Genomic DNA, 18,522 nt, shown 5'->3' on the forward strand with positions numbered 1-18,522 from the left:
GATGACAGTCCCAGGCTGCAACATTGTCATCAAATGCCATCTCGGCGGGCTTCGATGGCTGCCTTACGGACCTGGCTGGCCCGGATCCGCTCGAGATCGAACTTGGCTCCGCGATCGAAAGTGAAGATGCCATTCTTTTCCTGGAAGACATCCGTCAGCTGCGTATAGCAGTAACCAAACATGTCCGGGTTATCCAGGAGCACGCCACATAGTCCGTCGAAACGGGCGTAGAACTCCTCCTCGCTGCTGACGCGCTGGCCGTAACCCCACGACGTCGAAACATCCGTTCCGAGGCCCGCTTCTGGCGCTGCTTGGCGAGCCTCCGTTTCATTCCACCAAATGCCGCCGAATTCGGACACGAAGTACGGCTGGCCAGCGTAAGGCACGGAGTATTCCTCACCCTGCGGATTCCGGTTTACAAACGGCTTCCCGTCCGAAAGGCCCTGCTGCTCAATCCGGAGCCGCTCCGGATTCTGCTCATAGCAGTGGGAATCGTAAATGTCGGTTTCGCGGATGCGGTGGGAGTATCCGGATGCGTCGATGACAGGCCGTGTGGGGTCGGCCAATTTCGTGGCAAGGAACATGGCCTGCGTGACGTCATCCAATACCGTGAGCCGATCGTGCAGGATCTGGTGCGTTTCGTTGAGCGGGCACCATCCGATGATCGAGGGATGGTTGAAGTCGCGTTGAAGCACCTCAAGCCACTGGGCTACGAAACTCGCTGTTGGCTTCTGGTTCTGGCCAATGGTTCCTCCTCCGGAAACGCCCCAGTCGCCGAACTCGCCCCAGACCAGGTAACCGAGCCGGTCTGCGTGGTAGAGGAAGCGCTCTTCGAACACTTTCTGGTGGAGTCGTGCACCGTTGAATCCTGCCGCCATGGACAACTCGATGTCCTTGACCAACGCAGCGTCATCCGGCGAGGTCATGAGCGACTCCGGCCAATATCCCTGGTCCAGCACCAATCGCTGGAACACGGACTTGCCATTTAGACGAACCACTTTGCCGTCAAGGGCAACTGAACGAACGGCCGCGTAGCTGCTGACGCGGTCAACGACTGTTCCGGCAGCATCCCGGACTGTCACCTCAAGGTCGTAAAGGAAGGGGTCCTCAATGCACCAAGGGCGCAGGGATCCAGCGGGAATGCCCAGGCGCAATGTTGGCGTGAGATCCAAGTCGGCTCTGGCCGTAGATTCCACATTTGTACCGCCCTCATCGCTGAGGACAGCAGTCACCGTGTGCCCTGCGCGGTTCTGGCTGATCGGAACCTCAATCGTGATGCTGGAACCGGCCAGGTTCGGAGTCATACGGAGGCGTTTGATGTGGACCTCCGGGACAGCTTCCATCCACACCGTCTGCCAGATTCCCGTGGTGCGGGTGTACTGGCAATGAGTGTTGTTGTACCAGGTTGCCTGCTTGCCCCGTGCCTGCATTTCGTGCCGCGAGTCACGTGCACGGACAACGATGACCGCTTCCGTGCCGGGCTCGGCCACTCCACCAAGATCGGCGGTGAAGGGGGTGAAACCACCCCTGTGGCGGGCCACTTCAATGCCGTTTACCCAGACAGTCGCGTCGTGGTCCACGGCGCCGAAGTGCAGGAGGACGTTCTGGCCGGCCCACTCCTGGGGGATGGTCACCGTACGCCGGTACCAAACAGCTTCCATGAAATCCACGTGCTCAATTCCGGAAAGGACCGATTCCGGGGCAAACGGCACCAGGATCTCACTGGTGAGCTCGCGCCTGGCGAGCCCACGCTCCAAACCCGAGTCGCCGGCGTCGATCTCAAAACCCCAGGTTCCGTTGAGGTTCATCCAGTTCTCGCGGACAAGCTGGGGACGGGGATGCTCGGGCTTGGGAAGGGCTTGCATCATCTTGGGCTCTGTCAACGCATCTCCTTCGGAAGGGGAAGGGTTCAATTTCCAGTCAAGCGCATCACCGGAAAATGCGCACCCACCCGCCGGTGCACGTGAGATGGTGTTTCTACCACCAGCCGCCGCGCGAGGAGAATGACGTGACGAGTTACCGCTTGGCCATCATTGATGACTATCAGCAGGTTGCCAGTGACTACGCCCCTTGGGATTCGCTGCTCGACGACGGCGTGAAGGTCAGCGTTTTCAGCGCACCTTTTGTTTCCGAAGAGCAGGCTGTGGCAGCTTTGGCGCCGTTCGACATGATTGTGGCGATGCGCGAACGGACGCGTTTCCCGCGCCGGGTGCTCGAGTCATTGACCAACCTGAAACTGCTCGTGACCACAGGCATGGCCAATGCTGCGATCGACCTTGAGGCAGCGTCGGAGCGTGGCATCCTGGTGTGCGGAACGGGCGGTTCACCGGCAGCGGCACCGGAGATGACATGGGCGTTGCTGCTCGCTTTTGCCCGCAACCTGGTTGTGGAGGAAAACTCGCTGAGGGCAGGCGACTGGCAGACCGCCGTCGGGTTTGAACTCGAAGGAAAGACGCTGGGAATCGTCGGCCTCGGCAAGATCGGGAAGCGGATTGCAGGCTACGCGAGAGCCTTTGGCATGGATGTTTTGGCGTGGAGCCAGAACCTGACGGCGGAGGCGGCCGAGGCTGCCGGTGCCCGAAGGGTGGGCAAAGAGGAGCTGTTCCGGGAGTCCGACGTCGTCACCTTGCATCTGCGTTTGTCTGAGCGGACGGAAGGCATTGTTGGCGAGGAGGAATTGCGGCTGCTTGGACCTGAGGGCGTTCTGGTCAACACCGCACGGGGGCCGCTGGTGGACGAGGCAGCGCTGATCCGGGCGCTGGAAGAGGGCTGGATTCGTGGCGCTGCCATGGATGTCTTTGACGAGGAGCCCCTGCCCGCCGGACATGCCTTGCTTCATTCGTCGCGAACTGTGCTCTCGCCGCACATCGGATATGTGACGCACGAGAGCTACCGGCAGTTTTATGGCGGTGCATTCGAGGACGTCAAGGGGTGGCTCGAGGGTTCCCCCGTTCGCGCGCTGAACGAGTGACGCAATCTTCGTAACCGGCAACCGCTTTCCGGGCAAAGCTGGCAAGATGGACCCATGCGTATCCTCATCGCCCCGGATAAGTTCAAGGGATCCCTCACCGCCGCGGAAGCCGCATCAGCCATGGCCGAGGGCGCACTGCGCGTCTATCCGGACGCCGTAACCACCCAATTTCCCGTAGCTGACGGTGGTGAAGGCACACTCGATGCCGCTATCGCCGCCGGTTACGATGAGCGGAACCACGCCGTTGTGGGTCCAATTCTCAAGCCGGTCGGAGCTTCCTGGGCCATCCGCAAAGATTCTTTCGGCGGAGCCACAGCCGTCATCGAAACCGCCCAGGCTTCCGGCCTTGCCTTCATGGAGCCCACCCCCGAGAATTCTTTGCGGGCCCACAGCTACGGCTGCGGACAGCTCATCGCTGCGGCGCTCGACGCCGGGGCCACCGAGATTGTGCTGGGACTTGGCGGTTCGGCAATGTCCGACGCCGGTAGTGGCGCCTTGCGTGCGCTGGGGCTTAAGCCCTTGGACGCTGCCGGGAATGTGGTGCCTCTTGGCGGAGGTTCGCTCGCCGACGTCGTTGCCCTGGATGTCTCCGGACTGGACCCGCGGCTTTCACAAGCAAAGTTCCGGATCGCCGTCGACGTCCAAAACCCGCTGTTCGGGCCGGAAGGTGCCGCTCATGTTTTCGGCCCCCAGAAGGGAGCCGACGAAGATGCTGTTGAAAGGCTCGACGCCGGCCTCCGTAATTGGGCATCGCTCCTTCGGGAAGCCACGGGCCGGGACGTCAACGTTCCGGGAGCCGGAGCGGCCGGCGGGTTCCCGGCGTCGTTCCTTGCCTTTACGGACTCGGCGCTTGAAGGCGGCTTCGCGCTGGTGGCCGGGCTGACCGGCTTGGCTTCGCACCTTAGCGAGGCGGACCTGGTGATTACGGGCGAGGGTTCCATGGATGAGCAGTCGCTCACCGGCAAGGCCCCAATCGCCTTGGCCGACGCCGCAAGCGTCCACGGAATACCCGTGGTGGCTGTGGCAGGCCGAATCACGGTGACGCCGGAGGATCTCGCCAAACACGGGATAGTGGCTGCGGCCCAGTTGTTGGACGTCGCACAGCGCAAGGATGGCGTTCCGGATGTCGCAGATGCCGTTGCCAACGCGGCCAAGTACGTTGCGTGGGCTACCAGCCAGGTGCTTGAGGGGGCGTAGCTCCTTTGTCGTCGGGCGGGACTACTGCCTGTAGCCTTCGACTTCGCTGATGGGACGCGGTTCGGCGTCGTCGGGATTCTCACCAGCACGCTTCTTGGCCCGGCGCTGGCGGAGCAGGTCCCAGCACTGGTCGAGTTGAGCCTCAAGCTGGGCCAGGCGGGCGCGGCTGCCGTCGCCGTCCACGTCGTCCTCAGTTCCCCCGCCCACCGCTGCATCACGCAGCCGGTGCTCCTCTTCCACGAGTGACTGAATCCGTTCCAGAAGATCCTGCTCGTCCATGGTTCGCGCTCCTCGGTTCACTTGGTAGTTGCTTATACCGAACGTAGCCCGGCTGGCGGGGTGCGTCTACGGGTGGCCGACGGCATACTTGGGACATGAAATTCACCACGACCATCGTCGGCGATGGCAACAAGGCCGGCATTGAGGTTCCCGAGGACGTAGTTAGTGCGCTTGATGCCGGCAAACGGCCCCCAGTGGTTGTGACCATCAACGGCCAGAGCTATCGCAGCAGCATCGCGGTGATGGGTGGGAAATACATGGTGGGTGTCAGTTCCGCGAACAGGGACCTGACCGGCGCGTCCGCTGGCGACACCGTGGACGTGGACCTGGAAGTGGACACGCAGCCACGTGTGATCGAGGTTCCGGACGATCTTGCTGCGGCCCTTGAGGCTGAGCCCGAGGCCAAGGCCTTCTATGGAACGCTGAACTACAGTGCCCAACGCCGGTACGTGGAACCAATTGGAGACGCCAAGACGGAGGAGACCCGGGCTCGGCGGATCGCGAAGGTTGTTGCGGACTTGAAGGCCGGGAAGAAGTGAAATCAGCTTTGCGGTCCGCGGGATGAAGAGCGCCGGCGGCCGTCTCCTTGCCGGACTCGAGCTCCACCGCGACGCGGCCCAGCCCCTGCATCGGCAACTCTACGGGCAATTGCGCACCCAGATCCTGACAGGATCGCTGCCAAGCGGAACCCGCCTGCCCTCCACCCGCACGCTGGTGGCTGAACTGGGAGTTTCCAGGATCACGGTGGTCTCGGCGTTCGAGCAACTCACCGCCGAGGGCTTCCTGCGCTCGCGCGCGGGTGACGGCACGTACGTCGACACCTTATGGAGTGACCACGCTCCGCGGCAGCCGTTGTCCCGGCCACCGCTCTCCGAACGCGGAGCGGCCACCTCTTCACGTGGCGCCGGTCTGTCCGGGGAGGCGCCGCACACCTGGGCACCCACCGAATCGGAATCATTCGTCGCCAGCCAGGTAGCGGCCTCGGCCTTCCCCGCGGCTACATGGAAGCGCCTCCTGGGGCGCCATGCCGGCAGCACAGAGCAGTTCATGAACGGGTACGGCGATCCGCATGGCCACCGTCCCTTGCGGGAAGCGATCGCGGACTACGTCAACGATGTCAGGGGTCTGGGGTGCACGCCGGAACAGGTCATCGTCACCTCTGGTGCCCAGCAGGCGTTCAATGTGCTCGCGGCGCTCCTCCTGGACGCCGGCGACACCGTCGTCGTCGAGGACCCAGGCCATATTTCCGGACGGCTCGCCTTCCAGTCCCAAGGCTGCCCGGTCCAGGGCGTCCCCATTGACGCGGAGGGGGCGGTCCTTCCGGACGAGTTCGACGGCGGGTCCCCGGCTCGTCTTGCCTGCCTGACTCCAGCGCGGCAGCATCCGCTCGGCACAGCAATGAGTCCCGCACGGCGGGCGGAGTGGATCGTCTGGGCGGAACGATACCGAAGCTGGATCGTGGAGGATGACTGCGACAGCGAACTTCGCTACCGCGGTAAGGCTCTTCCGACGCTGTTCGGACTGGATCTGAGCAGGCAGGTCATCACTGTGGGCTCGTTCAGCAAGGTACTCGCGCCATCCATCCGGCTCGGTTACTGCGTGTTGCCGGAGGATCTGGTAGAGCCGTTCGCGTCCGTATCATCCATCATTGGCCGGCCGCCCGCGACGGTCCTCCAGGCGGCCCTTACGGACTTCCTCTCAGAAGGGCATTTGCATGCGCATCTGCGCCGGACCCGGCGTCTGTATGCGGCTCGCCAGGACGCCCTGCTCGAAGCGATCGATCAGCGATTAAGCCACCGGATCCAAGCAGAACGCGTGGATGCGGGCCTTCACGTCATGGGCTGGCTTCGGGAACCTTCGGACGATATCGAGGTGGCTCGAGGGCTCGCAGCGGGTGGCGTGTACACCTACCCCCTCGGCGAATACCGGGTAACCCGGCGCCTGCCACCGGCGCTGCTGATCGGGTTCGCGGGGACCGCTGAAGATCATATGGCTGAGGCGGTGGGCAGGATGGCCGCAGCGTGGGATCGATGGGAGAAGCTCGGCGCAACGCCCTGAATGGACTTAACGGCAGTGTCCATAATGGATCTTTTTCGGCGTCCATTACCCACGTACAAATGGTGTGTGACAATCCCCACCGCCCCTCGCACGCCCCCCAAGGAGCCAACCATGCCCCCTGCCGACACTCGATTTCAGGCGCTCCTGAAACCTCGCCTCAATGAAGAGGAGATCGACTCCCTGCCGCGACTGACCGACGAGCTCGCCCGAACCCTGATCGACCGAATCGACGGTGCCCGACTGTTCGGCCATGCGTACGCTCTCCTGGGCAACCTGACTTATGGAAACTTTTCGCCCGACGACGTGCTCGATTTCGCGCATCGCCATGGCCTGGCTGGTGTGTGTATACACGTCCTCGATGGCGAGGAGCGGAGCCTGGGCCGGATGAGCGATGACCGGTTGCGCCAGTTTGCGGACCGCGCCCGCAGCCTGCGTCTCAGTACCCACCTGGAGATCAGCACCACCGCGCGAGCGGACGTCGAGGAAGCAGTCCGCATTGCCGGGATCCTCGGCGTCGAGAATATCCGCGTCTACTCGCGTTTCGAAGGCGCACTTTCCGATGTCCTGACCCGGATAGAGGAGGACCTGCGTTGGCTCGCTGAGCTGGCTGACGAGTACGGCCTGCATTTCTCCTTTGAGCAGCACGAGGAGCTGCGATCTACCGAAATTGCCGGGCTGTTGCGCCGCATTTCGCACCCGCGACTTCACGCAATGTTCGATTTCGGGAACATGATCAACGCCTGTGAGAGGCCGATGGACGCCCTGTCAACCCTCGCACCGCACATTCTTCAGGCACACTTGAAGGGTGTTCACATTCTCCCCGAGGGGGACGGGTATGGCCACCGTGGTGTGCTCCAGGGAAGTCCGGACGACGACCTGCCCGGCGCGCGGATGCTCTTCGAGCTCTTGATGCTTGGCGAAGACGAGCCGCAGGTCATCGCCCTGGCTTTGGAGCAGGAGAACCTGTACTACGCGCCTGCATTCCGGCACGCGGGTGAGGGAGAGGACCCCTTCATCCCATATCGCGATTTCAGTACCACCGGAATCCCTGCCGGGTGGACCAAGGAGGAACTGCTCGCTGCCGAACCCGGCTGGGCCGATGACCAGGTGAAGTATGTGAAAGGCCTGCTCGCCTCATTGCGCGATATTGCTGTGTCGCAGCTGGAATCAAACAAGTCCTTGGAAGGTGCACGATGAGCGCAATAGCCCCCGGGAAGACCACGAAAAGCACCGACTGGAGCAAGTGGGTCCGCTTTGCCTTGCTCGTCATGGCCGGCGGCACGATCTATAAGCTCTCCAACCTCAAGGACGCGTTCTACGTTCCCATGCAGGAAGCCATGGGCCTCAGCCATACTGAGATCGGGACGCTGCTGAGCGTTAATTCGATCGTCGCAACAGCCCTTTTCGTCGTGGGCGGGTACCTCGCTGACCGCTTCTCCACGCGAGTCCTCATCCCCCTCGGACTCGTTGGCTGCGGGGCGCTGGGTCTGTTCCTCAGCACCTTCCCCGGATTCAGCACGCTCCTGGTGGTCTTCGCGCTGCTCGCCGTGTGTTCCGACTGCCTGGTCTGGCCGGCGCTGCTGAAGAGCATCCGCCAGCTCGGTGGTTCCAAAGAACAGGGACGGCTCTTCGGCCTGCTCGAGGGCGGGCGCGGCGTGGTGGACACTGCAGTGGCCTTCTCCGCCCTGGGAATCTTCGTTTGGCTCGGTTCCGGGATTGGTGGCTTCCGCGCCGCCATCGCCTTCTACGCAATCCTTGACATCGCCGTCGGTGTGCTTCTGTTCCTGCTGCTTCGCAACCAGACAAGTGAGAATCCAGCGCCCAGGAAACAAAAGGCGGGTCTCGCTGAAATCTGGCGCGCGGCGAAGCTGCCCCAGCTCTGGTGGGTGAGCTTCACCGTGTTCATGGTGTACGTCGTCTACTGCGGACTCACGTATTTCATCCCGTATCTGACCTACGTCTACGGACTTCCCGTCGCGCTGGTCGGTGCTTACGGCATCATCAACCAGTACGGCCTGAAGATCCTCGGCGGCCCGATCGGCGGCGTCCTGGCGGACAAGGTGTTCAAGGGTGCCAGCCGGTACATCCGCTTGGCGTTCCTGAGCCTGATCCCGGTGGTAGGGGTCCTGCTGCTCCTTCCGGCAGATCCGGGGAGCCAGATTCCGGCGATGATCGTCACCCTGCTTTTCTCACTCATCATCTTCACCATGCGCGGCGTGTTCTGGGCCCCGATGGATGAGGTTGGAATCCCCGAGGAGACCAGCGGCACCGCCTTCGGGATCGCATGCCTCGTGGGTTATGCGCCGGGGATGTTCGCTTTCATCGTCTACGGCTCCATCCTGGATGCCAACCCTGGAGCCGCCGGTTACCACATCGTGTTCATCGTCCTTGCGGCGCTTGCCGTCGCGGGGGCGATCGTCTCCAGCGGACTCGTGCGGGCCGCGCGGGCCCCGGCGTGCCGCCGTCGAGGTCCCTTCACTTTCCGAGACGCAAACAATTTCCTAAACACACACGACGACGGAACCCCCGCCTGCCGCGGGGGTTCCGTCGTCTCGTTACGACAGCAGCAGTCAATCCCTTCGCAGGCAGTACGTGCTCACAACGTTGCCCTTGCTCGTGGCGTACTGGTCCTCGAGGACGAGCCTGTTCAGGGGGTCGCCGTCCTCGAAAAGCCGCCGTCCGCTGCCTGCCACCACGGGGTGTGTCATGAGCGTCAGCTCGTCCAGGATCCCCGCGAACAGCAGTTGGCGTACCACGGAGATGCTGCCGCAGACTGCGATCTCTCCGCCGTCACGCCCTTTCAGGTCAGTGATGAACTGCTCCAGCGGCCCATCGATGAGGTGCGAGTTTTCCCATTCGAGAGGCTCGGAGAGAGTGCGGGATGCGACGAACTTCTCCACGGGGTTGATGAAGGCGGCAAAGTCTTCGTCCTGCGACGCATTCGGCCAATATCCGGCCCACTCCTGGTAGCTGACGCGGCCCAGAACCACCGTATCCACGGTGTTGATCATCTTGGTCAGGCCCTTGCCCAGCTCGTCGTCGAAGCTGTCGAACTGGAACTTGAACGGGTCCTGAACTACGCCATCCACGGAGTGGAACAGTCCGGCGGTAACTTTTCGCATACGTGCCTCCAAAGGGTTGTCAGGCATCACGCTATGTTGTGACGTCGTGCTTGGGAAGCCCTCGGGAGTGTGGCGCTAAGCGGTTTGGCCAGCGTGCTGGCCCTCGGAGATTTCCTCTACTACCTTGCTGTTGAACGCCGGGAGGTCGTCCGGGTTCCGGCTGGTGACAAGGCCTTGGTCCACGACGACTTCTTCATCGGTCCAGTTGGCGCCTGCGTTCTTCAGGTCGGTTTGTAGCGTGTGGTACGAGGTGACGTTGCGGCCCTTGACCACGCCCGCATCGATCAGGATCCACGGTCCGTGGCAGATGGAGGCCACTGGCTTGTGCTGCTCGAAGAAAGCCCGCGTGAAGTTCTGGGCATCCTTGTCCACGCGGAGGTGATCGGCGTTTACCACGCCGCCGGGGAGTACCAGGGCGTCAAAGTCCGATGCGTTGGCATCGGCTACTGCGAGATCGACGTCGAAGGTGTCACCCTTTTCCACGCCGTTGAATCCCTGCAGCTTTCCCTTTGAAAGTGCCACGAGCGTTGGCTGGCCGCCCGCGTCCTTCACGGCTTGCCAGGGGCTGGTGAGTTCAACCTGCTCCACGCCGTCCGTCAACAGAAATGCGACCTTCTTGCCTGTGATGGTGTGTTCTGACATTGTTCCTCCTCCATTGCGCGGCGGATTGCTTTTGAGCGCGGGCCGCCGCTGTGAGAGTTGTTTGTCTGACCTGTTCAAGCCTAGGGAAGGTCATTTTACTAAGCAAGCTGAGTATTAATTTTGCCGCTGGAGCGATTGATTGATGATCGAATATCGATAGAATCATATTGTTGATCGATAAAGGAGGCTCGATGGGAAAGCTGGCAATCCTTGCACTGCGGGTTGTGATCGCGATGGTTTTGGCGGGCTCACTTTTCGTTCAAGTGTGGATGGTGCCCTTGTTCTCGGCCGACCTCGTTGAGGCTGGCGCCCCCGACGGTCCACGGATCGCGCTGTTGGTGATCGTGGTCCTGGGGATTCTCTGTGTGCAGGTTGTTGCCGTCTGCGTGTGGCGTCTGCTCACGATGGTGCGCCGCGGAACGGTCTTTTCCCATGCAGCCTTCCGGTTCGTGGACGTCATCTTCGGGGCTGTTTCCGTTGCTGCTGTGTTGATGTTCGGCATCGCGGTGATCTTGGCTCCGGGCGATATTGCCCCCGGGATTGTGCTGTTGATTTGCGGTGCTGCGCTGATGATTGGCGGTGTGGCACTTCTCGTGCTGGTGCTGCGGGCGCTGCTTGCCCAGGCCGTTGACCGCGACGTCGAAGCTGCCCGCTTGCGCTCCGAGCTCGACGAGGTGATCTGATGCCCATCATCGTGGACATCGACGTCATGCTGGCCAAGCGGAAGATGCCCGTGGGCGTGCTTGCGGAGAAGGTTGGGATTACGCCGGCCAATCTCGCTGTGCTGAAGAACGGGCGGGCAAAGGCGGTGCGGTTTACCACCTTGGAAGCACTCTGCGAAGTGCTTGAATGCCAGCCGGGGGACTTGTTGCGGTGGGAGGCTGGGGTTGCGGAGGGGCGCGGTCAGGTGGAGTTGGAAGACGACGCCGGAAGCGCCCGCCTTGTGGGGGATGGCCCGACGGCCTAGCGTGGCAAACCTGTTACGCGAACCTCTACTTCCCCTTCTTCCCCGTCCTCTTAGCCGCCGCATTCATAGCCGATTTCACCGCAGGCGGCAGGCCCGCCGTCTCCATTTCCGGTTCAGCCACGGTCCCGCGCCAACGGGCCAGGCCCTTCATGCCGTGGTAAATCACCAGCGCCGCAGCAGACCCCAAAGCGATGCCCGTGAACTTCAGCTCGCCAATAGTCCACGTGTAATCCGCAATACCGATAATCAGGGCAACAGCGGCCGTCGTCAGGTTGATCGGATTGGAGAAGTTGACCTTGTTCTGGACCCAGATCTTCACGCCGAGCACGCCGATCATGCCGTACAGCATGGTCGCGGCGCCGCCGAGTACGCCGGGTGGGACGGTCGCGATCAGTTCGCCGAATTTCGGAGAGAAGCTCAGCAGGATGGCGAAGATACCCGCCACCCAGTAGGCCGCCGTCGAGTAGACCTTGGTCGCGGCCATGACGCCAATGTTCTCCGCGTAAGTCGTCGTACCGGAACCGCCGCCCAGGCCGGCAAGTACGGTCGCGGCGCCGTCAGCCATCAGCGCGCGGCCGGAGACGCCGTCGAGGTTTTGACCGGTCATCGCGGCCACCGACTTTACGTGGCCCACGTTCTCCGCCACCAGCACCAGCACCACCGGCACGAACAAGCCCACAACGCCGATGTGGAACTCGGGCGTCTGGAACAGGGGCAGGCCCACCCACGCGGCCGCGTCCATCTTTTCGTAGCTGACCTCGCCGCGCATCATCGCCACGAGATAACCCACGACCACGCCCACCAGGATGCTTAGGCGCCCCAGGATTCCGCGGAAGAGGACGCTGACCAGGATGATCGTTACCAGGGTTACCAGCGCGGTGACCGGCGCGGCGTCGAAGTTGTTCTTCGCTGCAGGCGCGAGGTTCAGGCCGATGAGCGCCACAATCGCACCGGTGACGATCGGCGGCATGAGCCGGTTGATCCATTCGGCACCAAACTTCTGGACGATCGCCCCAATAAGCGCCAGCACGACGCCGGCAAGCACCACGCCGCCCAGCGCGCCACTAACGCCGTACTGCTGCTGCGACGCCAGGATCGGTGCGATGAACGCGAAGCTCGAACCCAGGTAGCTGGGCACGCGGCCCTTGGTGATGATGAGGAAAAGCAGCGTGCCGAGGCCTGAGAAGAGCAAGGTGGTGGCGGGCGGCATGCCGGTAATGATCGGGACCAGGAACGTCGCGCCGAACATCGCCACTACGTGCTGCATGCCGATGCCAATGGTGAGGGGCCAGGCAAGCCGCTCATCGGGGGAGACTACGTGGCCGGGCCGGATGGACTTCCCGTTGCCGTGGAGCTTCCATTTGGTGCCGAGCATGCTCATGGCGGGGCCTTCCTCAGAAGAGTATTTGGGATTCGGTGCAACATTACCGCCATTGTGGGGCCCGCTCTACGTGCCTCGCGCGCTAAATGGGGCGCAAAACGGGCCTCGCAACGCAATGAATGAGACACGCGGAGTCATGCACTGTGCGCAACGTCACGGGCCGTCATGGGAAGAGGACAAGGGAACTTGAAGTTGCAACCATGGAAAGCAGAAGTGCCCAGCCGTCCCCCAAGGCAAGGGCCCAGCGAAAGGTTCACGAATGACGATCGCCCACGAAGAAGCAGTCATTGACGCCGCAGCAGTCGACGCCATTTTTGCCGAAGCCCGTACCGCGAACAGCTTTGCCGGTGAGGTCACCGACGAGCAGGCCCGCGCCATCTACGAGCTCACCAAGTTTGGCCCCACCGCCTTCAACTCCCAGCCCCTCCGCGTGACCTACGTCCGCTCGGACGAGGCCCGCGCCAAACTGGTTGACGCGCTCTCCAAGGGCAACCAGGCCAAGACCGCATCGGCTCCGCTGGTCGCCATCCTGTCCTACGACACCGATTGGCAGGGTCAGTGGGACAAGTTCCTCCCCGCCTACGGCGCCCCCAAGGCCATGTACGACGCCGACCCCGCATTCGCGGCAACCACTGGCAACAACAACGCCCACCTGCAGGCTGGCTACTTCATTCTCGCCGTGCGCTCGCTCGGTTTTGCGGCCGGCCCGATGACCGGCGCTGATTTCGCTGCCATTGACGCAGAGTTCTTCCCCGCCGGCGACCAGAAGAGCTTCCTGGTGGTCAACATCGGCCAGCCCGGCCCGGACGCCTGGGGCGAAGCAAAGCCGAAGTTCGCCTACGAAGAGGTTGTTCGCACCGTTTAGTCTTTCCTGTTGTTCCGCCGATGCTCTCGCAGGCCATGATGTGCGAGAGCATCGGCGTTTAATGGCCACGATGTGAGCGAGGCTCCCGGGGGTTTGGATGTTCTCTCACTTCCTGCGGCTTTTTCGGCATCCCTCTCGCAGATCCCGTCAGTTCTGACCCGCTGAGTGGCAAACTATGCCTATGCGGAACCTCATCTGGGTGGCATTTACGGAGCCCGTGCGGCCAGGGCTGGTATTTCCGCGCAGCGACTGGCCGCTTCACATCACGTTGTTAAGGTTCGACGTCGGAACTGACGTGAGTGCCGACGTCGCCAATGTCCTCGCTGACTTGGCCGAAGCACCCGTCCAGGGAGCGCTCGGAACGCCACTGATCATTGGCGAGGAAGCGGGCTTCGGCCACATGGGGTCGATTCCCGTGAGCTTGGTGGAACAAAATCCGCTGCTCCAGGGCCTGCACGAGGAACTTTTCGACGCCGTGGTCAGCGTGGGCGGGCGCATCGCTACGCCGAACTACGTCCTCGAACGCTACCGGCCTCACATCTCGCATCACGACGGCAAGCGCCCAAAGCCGGGAGACGTCGTCGTGCTTGACCAGGTGGCACTGGTGGACATGGCGCCGGAAGGCAACCACACCATCCGACGCATCCTCAGGCTCTGGACGCAGGACGCCGCAGAAGCTGAGGACTCGCAAACCGCCTAAGGACGCGAATCAGAGGCTACGCAATTACCCCATCCACCAAAGCCTTGGCTTCCTCCTGCACCTTGGCCAGGTGATCTGCGCCCTTGAAGGACTCGGCGTAGATCTTGTAGACGTCCTCGGTGCCGGAGGGGCGGGCCGCAAACCATGCGTTCTCGGTAACAACCTTCAGGCCGCCGATTGAAGCTCCATTGCCGGGAGCTTCCGTGAGCTTGGCGGTGATGTCTTCGCCGGCAAGGGAAGTAGCGGTGACGTCCGCGGCGGAGAGCTTACCCAGCTTGGCCTTTTGCTCGCGAGTGGCAGCGGCATCGATTCGGGCGTAGACCGGTGCGCCGAACTGGTCCGTGAGTCCCTTGTACAGCTGCGACGGGGATTTCCCCGTGACGGCCGTGATTTCCGAGGCCAGCAGGGCCAGGAGGATGCCGTCTTTGTCCGTGGTCCACACACTGCCGTCGCGCTTGTTAAAGGAGGCGCCGGCCGATTCCTCGCCACCGAACGCGCCCTCGCCGGAGAGCAGGCCCGGCACGAACCACTTGAAGCCGACGGGAACTTCAACCAGCTTGCGGCCGAGCCCTGCAGCTACGCGGTCGATGATCGAGGACGAAACCAGCGTCTTGCCGACCACGGATTCGGGATTCCAGCCGCTGCGGTTGCGATACAAGTAATCGATGGCGACGGCGAGGTAGTGGTTCGGGTTCATGAGTCCACCGTCCGGCGTGACGATGCCGTGGCGGTCGGCGTCGGCGTCGTTACCCGTGGCGACGTCGTAGGCGGCGGTACCATCCGCACCCAGTGACATGCGCTTGATGAGTGAGGCCATCGCGGAAGGCGAGGAGCAGTCCATGCGGATCTTCTCGTCCCAGTCCAGGGTCATGAAAGCCCACTGCGGGTCGACGGTGGGGTTCACGACCGTCAGGTTGAGCTGGTGGCGTTCACCGATCTCGCCCCAGTAGTCAACGGACGCACCGCCCATGGGATCGGCGCCGATGCGGACACCGGCGTTGCGGATGGCGTCAAGGTCCAGGACGGATGGGAGATCATCAACATAGCTGCTGAGGAAGTCGAACTTTCCGGTGGTTTCTGCGTTCAAAGCATCGTTCAACGGAATGCGCTTGACGCCGCGGAGGCCGTTCTCAAGGAGCTGGTTGGCGCGCTCGGCGATCCATCCTGTGGCGTCGGTGTCGGCCGGTCCGCCGTGCGGGGGGTTGTACTTGAAACCACCGTCGCCGGGCGGGTTGTGGCTGGGGGTGACCACGATGCCGTCAGCCTGGGGTGTGCCCGGCGCGGCTTCGCGGTTGTACTTGAGGATCGCGTGGCTCAGCGCCGGCGTCGGGGTGTAACCGTGGCGGGCGTCCACCAGGACGGTCACGCCGTTGGCGGCCAGTACCTCCAGTGCGGAGTTCTGCGCGGGTTCGCTCAGGGCGTGGGTGTCGCGCCCGATGAATAGCGGCCCGGTGATGCCCTGGCGGCCACGGTATTCAACGATTGCCTGCGTGATCGCGAGGATGTGCGGCTCGTTAAACGACGACTTCAAGCTGGATCCGCGGTGGCCCGACGTTCCAAACGCTACGCGTTGCGCGGGATCGCCCAAATCAGGGGTGACGTCGAAGTACGCGTCCAGCAGGGCTGTGATGTCAACAAGGTCCTGGGGAAGGGCAACTGTGCCCGCTCGGCTAGCCATGTCGTCCAGCATGCCAGACCACCGCGCCCCCTGACAGGAAATGTCCCGCGATCCGGCCCCTGTGACGCAGAATGGCGGCGATGTGGCGCCGTATGAGCCAAAGATTTACCTCGCGTTTACGAGCGGCGGCTTTAGTGGGAGGATTCCGCCCCGTCGCCCGTTCCGACACCCCGGGACGCATGCCCCGAGACTGGGCGGAACCGGAAAGCGGGTCGCCTTATGCGGCGCACGTGGCGGCGGTAGGGTGGGAAACAAGGACTTAGCGAGGGGGATTCCCATGTCAGATCAACCATCCAAGGGCAACGAGGACAAACCGGCGGGCTACGAACCGCCGCAGTACATCCCGCCGGCCGAATTCAGCGCGCCGGAGCAGACCTCACAGACGCAGCCGCTTCCGCCGTACGATCAGGGCGCCTACACGCAGAACGCCCAGGGCCAGGACGACTTCTACACGCAGCCGCTGCCGCCCACAAGCCAGGGTGGCGCCAGCCAGAGCCCCGCCAGCCAGAGCGGCGCCAATCAGGGCGCAGCCAGCCAGGGCTCGTACACGCCCGGTGATTACAGCCAGCCGGGCCCATCGCCGTATGGCCAGCCCCCCAGCCCCTATAACCAGAGCCAATACAACCAAGGCCAATACAACCAGAGCCAGTACAACCAGAGCCCGTACCAGCAGCAGCCCTATGGCCAGCAGAACCCTTACGGCCAGCCCGCGTATTACGCCATGCCCACGCAGCCCAAGGGCCTGAGCATCGCGAGCATGTGCTGCGGCATTGCCACGTTTGTTGGTTTTGGGTTCTTCATCCTGCCGCAGATCGCAGCCGTGATCCTTGGCCACCTTGCCCTCAACCGCGAACCGGCGGGCAAGGGCATGGCGATTGCCGGCCTGATCATGGGTTACGTCGGCGTGGCGATCACGGTGGTCGTCTTGATCTTCTTCTTTGCCGCGATCGGGGCTTCAAGCAGGTACAACTACTAGCAGGTATAACTACTAGGCAGCAGCTGCCGCTACCAAGCAAACGCGTACGACGGCGACCCTTACGTCAGGTGGGATTCCCACCGAACGTAAGGGTCGCCGTCGTTGTTAAGCGCAAACTGGATCGGTCACCCGCCGCCAGCTACCGCACGCCGCCCATCAGCTTCTTGATAGCCGGGGATCCAGCAGCGAGTGCCATAGCCAACACCACAGCCACGCCGCCAATGCCCAGGAAGTACGGGAGTTCGTCGTCGGGGTTGTAGAGGCCGGCAAGGATGCCTGCCAGGGTGGTGCCCAGGGAGACGGACAGGAAGAACAGCGCCACCATTTGGGTGTGGAAGGCCTGCGGGGCGAGCTTGGTGCTCACGGACAGGCCAATGGGGGAGAGGAAGAGTTCAGCCAGGGTAAAGAGGAAAAGGATTCCCACAAGCGCCAGCAGCGGGGTCTTGCCGTCGCCAGCCAGCGGGATGAAGCAGAGGAAGGCCAGCCCCATGATGAGCAGGCCTGCCGAGAATTTCAGCGGGGAACTTGGCTGTTTGGTGCCCAACTTGGTCCACAGGGCAGCCATGACGCCGGCGAAGATGATGATGAACACCGGGTTGATGGACTGGACCCAGGGCCGCCGGCATTTCCCAGCCGAAGAGGTTGCGATCCAGTTTCTCTTCGGAGTACACGGCAATGAAGGTGAACTGCTGCTGGAACAGGGCCCAGAAGGCGGCCGATGCGATGTACAGCGGAATGAACGCCAGCACGCGTTTGCGCTCCAGGCCTGTGACTTTTGCGCTGCGGAAGATCAGGAAAAAGTAGATCACTGAGGCACCGATGGCAGCGTAAGCCATGCTGCGTGCCAGGTTGTCGGCGTTAACCGTGCCCGTGCCGAGTAGTACTCCTATGATCACGAGGATGCCTAGGAAAATCAGCCCATACCGTGTGCGGTCAGCAGCCGGGAGCGGGTTGGGAACGCGGTGGGCTTCCTCGGGGAGCTTGCTGCGGCCCAGCGAGTAGATGACAAGCCCGATCGCCATGCCCACGGCTGCTGCGCCGAAGCCCCAGTGGAAGCCGTTGCTCTCCTGGAGCCAGCCTGTGACCAGGGGGCCGATGAGTCCGCCGATGTTGATGCCCATGTAGAAGATGGAGAAGCCGGCGTCGCGGCGTTCGTCCTTCTCGCCGTACAGGCTGCCAACCAGCGCGGTGGCATTGGCTTTCAGGCCGCCGGATCCGATGCCCACCAGCACAAGGCCGGCTACCAGTCCGGGAATACCGGGCAGGAGAGCCAGCGCGATGTGGCCCGCCATGATCATGAGGGCCGAGCCGAAGAGGACCTTTTCGGAACCGAAGATACGGTCTGCGAGCCATGCGCCCAGGATGGTGGACAGGTAGACGCCACCACCATAAGCGCCAACCAAGCCAGCGGCGAGGCCCTTGTCGATCGACAACCCGCCCTGCTCGGCGCTGAAGTACATGTAGTAAAGCAGGATGCCCTGCATGCCGTAGAAGGAGAATCGCTCCCACATCTCCACGGAGAAGAGGCTGGCCAGCATCTTTGGGTGGCCGAAGAATGACGTATCGCCCGATGGTTTTTGGGGCGTAGCCGTGGTTAGAGGTGTGCTCATTTCCTCAATGCTGGCATTGACTGCGGGCATTGTCACATCGATGGATGCCCATGGCAACCACTTTCCATATGGTAGA

The 18,522-nt window shown here is 62.7% G+C and carries 16 protein-coding genes and 2 pseudogenes; 11 read left to right on the plus strand and 7 right to left on the minus strand.

Going from position 1 to position 18,522, the window contains the following annotated elements; all coding sequences use genetic code 11:
* Positions 1–29: 29 nt before the first annotated feature.
* On the minus strand, positions 30–1,868 hold the full coding sequence (locus tag LDP01_RS18775) for a glycoside hydrolase family 2 protein (protein ID WP_224095162.1): 1,839 nt from the start codon (positions 1,866–1,868) through the stop codon (positions 30–32).
* A 140-nt stretch (positions 1,869–2,008) separates the two neighbouring features.
* Between LDP01_RS18775 and LDP01_RS18780 the strand changes: the two genes are divergently transcribed.
* Positions 2,009–2,971: a D-2-hydroxyacid dehydrogenase family protein gene (locus tag LDP01_RS18780; protein WP_224094552.1), complete on the plus strand. Its 963-nt coding sequence runs from the start codon at positions 2,009–2,011 to the stop codon at positions 2,969–2,971.
* Positions 2,972–3,025: 54 nt separating this feature from the next.
* Positions 3,026–4,168: a glycerate kinase gene (locus LDP01_RS18785; protein ID WP_224094553.1), complete on the plus strand. Its 1,143-nt coding sequence runs from the start codon at positions 3,026–3,028 to the stop codon at positions 4,166–4,168.
* Positions 4,169–4,189: 21 nt separating this feature from the next.
* On the opposite strand, the gene LDP01_RS18790 is transcribed toward LDP01_RS18785, so the two are convergent.
* Complete coding sequence (locus tag LDP01_RS18790) at positions 4,190–4,447, minus strand: DUF2630 family protein (protein WP_224094554.1); 258 nt, start codon at positions 4,445–4,447, stop codon at positions 4,190–4,192.
* Positions 4,448–4,542: 95 nt separating this feature from the next.
* On the opposite strand from LDP01_RS18790, the gene LDP01_RS18795 reads away from it, so the two are divergent.
* The 4 genes and pseudogenes from LDP01_RS18795 to LDP01_RS18810 all read left to right on the plus strand — a co-directional run.
* Positions 4,543–4,986, plus strand: coding sequence for a YdeI/OmpD-associated family protein (locus tag LDP01_RS18795; protein WP_224094555.1), 444 nt, complete (start codon positions 4,543–4,545; stop codon positions 4,984–4,986).
* A 22-nt stretch (positions 4,987–5,008) separates the two neighbouring features.
* On the plus strand, positions 5,009–6,505 hold the full coding sequence (pdxR, locus tag LDP01_RS18800) for a MocR-like pyridoxine biosynthesis transcription factor PdxR (protein WP_224094556.1): 1,497 nt from the start codon (positions 5,009–5,011) through the stop codon (positions 6,503–6,505).
* A gap of 111 nt (positions 6,506–6,616) precedes the next feature.
* The gene (locus tag LDP01_RS18805; RefSeq protein ID WP_224094557.1) at positions 6,617–7,702 is read left to right on the plus strand and encodes a sugar phosphate isomerase/epimerase family protein; all 1,086 of its coding nucleotides are present in this window, start codon (positions 6,617–6,619) and stop codon (positions 7,700–7,702) included.
* A pseudogene (locus LDP01_RS18810) lies at positions 7,699–8,952 on the plus strand (MFS transporter); the annotation flags it as partial. The gene LDP01_RS18805 and the pseudogene LDP01_RS18810, both read left to right, overlap by 4 nt.
* A 123-nt stretch (positions 8,953–9,075) precedes the next feature.
* Here LDP01_RS18810 and LDP01_RS18815 read toward each other — a convergent pair.
* Together LDP01_RS18815 and LDP01_RS18820 are read right to left on the minus strand one after the other, a co-directional pair.
* Positions 9,076–9,627 (minus strand): dihydrofolate reductase family protein, encoded by a 552-nt coding sequence (locus tag LDP01_RS18815; protein ID WP_224095163.1) that lies wholly within the window; start codon positions 9,625–9,627, stop codon positions 9,076–9,078.
* A 75-nt stretch (positions 9,628–9,702) separates the two neighbouring features.
* The gene (locus tag LDP01_RS18820) at positions 9,703–10,269 is read right to left on the minus strand and encodes a type 1 glutamine amidotransferase domain-containing protein (protein ID WP_224094558.1); all 567 of its coding nucleotides are present in this window, start codon (positions 10,267–10,269) and stop codon (positions 9,703–9,705) included.
* Between the two features lie 191 nt (positions 10,270–10,460).
* Between LDP01_RS18820 and LDP01_RS18825 the strand changes: the two genes are divergently transcribed.
* On the plus strand, positions 10,461–10,952 hold the full coding sequence (locus LDP01_RS18825) for a DUF2975 domain-containing protein (protein ID WP_224094559.1): 492 nt from the start codon (positions 10,461–10,463) through the stop codon (positions 10,950–10,952).
* Entirely contained in the window at positions 10,952–11,236 is a 285-nt protein-coding gene (locus tag LDP01_RS18830; protein WP_224094560.1) for a helix-turn-helix domain-containing protein, read from the plus strand. The genes LDP01_RS18825 and LDP01_RS18830 overlap by 1 nt, the downstream gene beginning before the upstream one ends.
* A 25-nt stretch (positions 11,237–11,261) precedes the next feature.
* On the opposite strand, the gene LDP01_RS18835 is transcribed toward LDP01_RS18830, so the two are convergent.
* Positions 11,262–12,617, minus strand: coding sequence for a uracil-xanthine permease family protein (locus LDP01_RS18835; RefSeq protein WP_224094561.1), 1,356 nt, complete (start codon positions 12,615–12,617; stop codon positions 11,262–11,264).
* Between the two features lie 259 nt (positions 12,618–12,876).
* On the opposite strand from LDP01_RS18835, the gene LDP01_RS18840 reads away from it, so the two are divergent.
* Together LDP01_RS18840 and LDP01_RS18845 are read left to right on the plus strand one after the other, a co-directional pair.
* The gene (locus LDP01_RS18840; RefSeq protein ID WP_224094562.1) at positions 12,877–13,482 is read left to right on the plus strand and encodes a malonic semialdehyde reductase; all 606 of its coding nucleotides are present in this window, start codon (positions 12,877–12,879) and stop codon (positions 13,480–13,482) included.
* Between the two features lie 181 nt (positions 13,483–13,663).
* A complete protein-coding gene (locus LDP01_RS18845; RefSeq protein WP_224094564.1) occupies positions 13,664–14,182 on the plus strand; it encodes a 2'-5' RNA ligase family protein in 519 nt (172 codons plus the stop codon).
* A gap of 16 nt (positions 14,183–14,198) precedes the next feature.
* Here the strand turns inward: LDP01_RS18845 and pgm are convergent, their stop codons facing one another.
* A complete protein-coding gene (gene pgm / locus LDP01_RS18850; protein ID WP_224094566.1) occupies positions 14,199–15,860 on the minus strand; it encodes a phosphoglucomutase (alpha-D-glucose-1,6-bisphosphate-dependent) in 1,662 nt (553 codons plus the stop codon).
* A 277-nt stretch (positions 15,861–16,137) separates the two neighbouring features.
* Between pgm and LDP01_RS18855 the strand changes: the two genes are divergently transcribed.
* Positions 16,138–16,836, plus strand: coding sequence for a DUF4190 domain-containing protein (locus LDP01_RS18855; RefSeq protein ID WP_224094567.1), 699 nt, complete (start codon positions 16,138–16,140; stop codon positions 16,834–16,836).
* 139 nt (positions 16,837–16,975) lie between these two features.
* Here the strand turns inward: LDP01_RS18855 and LDP01_RS18860 are convergent.
* Positions 16,976–18,476 (minus strand): annotated as a pseudogene (locus tag LDP01_RS18860) (peptide MFS transporter).
* Positions 18,477–18,522: the final 46 nt, after the last annotated feature.

This window comes from Arthrobacter sp. StoSoilB13 (assembly GCF_019977255.1).
Lineage (GTDB): Bacteria > Actinomycetota > Actinomycetes > Actinomycetales > Micrococcaceae > Arthrobacter.

Coding starts and splice junctions, on each gene's coding strand:
- LDP01_RS18820 (WP_224094558.1), bottom strand. CDS start 10,269: ATGTCAGAACACACCATCACAGGCAAGAAGGTCGCATTTCTGTTGACG.
- LDP01_RS18830 (WP_224094560.1), top strand. CDS start 10,952: ATGCCCATCATCGTGGACATCGACGTCATGCTGGCCAAGCGGAAGATG.
- LDP01_RS18855 (WP_224094567.1), top strand. CDS start 16,138: ATGTCAGATCAACCATCCAAGGGCAACGAGGACAAACCGGCGGGCTAC.
- pdxR (WP_224094556.1), top strand. CDS start 5,009: ATGAAGAGCGCCGGCGGCCGTCTCCTTGCCGGACTCGAGCTCCACCGC.
- LDP01_RS18805 (WP_224094557.1), top strand. CDS start 6,617: ATGCCCCCTGCCGACACTCGATTTCAGGCGCTCCTGAAACCTCGCCTC.
- LDP01_RS18815 (WP_224095163.1), bottom strand. CDS start 9,627: ATGCGAAAAGTTACCGCCGGACTGTTCCACTCCGTGGATGGCGTAGTT.
- LDP01_RS18785 (WP_224094553.1), top strand. CDS start 3,026: ATGCGTATCCTCATCGCCCCGGATAAGTTCAAGGGATCCCTCACCGCC.
- LDP01_RS18835 (WP_224094561.1), bottom strand. CDS start 12,617: ATGAGCATGCTCGGCACCAAATGGAAGCTCCACGGCAACGGGAAGTCC.
- LDP01_RS18840 (WP_224094562.1), top strand. CDS start 12,877: ATGACGATCGCCCACGAAGAAGCAGTCATTGACGCCGCAGCAGTCGAC.
- LDP01_RS18790 (WP_224094554.1), bottom strand. CDS start 4,447: ATGGACGAGCAGGATCTTCTGGAACGGATTCAGTCACTCGTGGAAGAG.
- LDP01_RS18775 (WP_224095162.1), bottom strand. CDS start 1,868: ATGATGCAAGCCCTTCCCAAGCCCGAGCATCCCCGTCCCCAGCTTGTC.
- LDP01_RS18795 (WP_224094555.1), top strand. CDS start 4,543: ATGAAATTCACCACGACCATCGTCGGCGATGGCAACAAGGCCGGCATT.
- LDP01_RS18845 (WP_224094564.1), top strand. CDS start 13,664: ATGCGGAACCTCATCTGGGTGGCATTTACGGAGCCCGTGCGGCCAGGG.
- pgm (WP_224094566.1), bottom strand. CDS start 15,860: ATGGCTAGCCGAGCGGGCACAGTTGCCCTTCCCCAGGACCTTGTTGAC.
- LDP01_RS18825 (WP_224094559.1), top strand. CDS start 10,461: ATGGGAAAGCTGGCAATCCTTGCACTGCGGGTTGTGATCGCGATGGTT.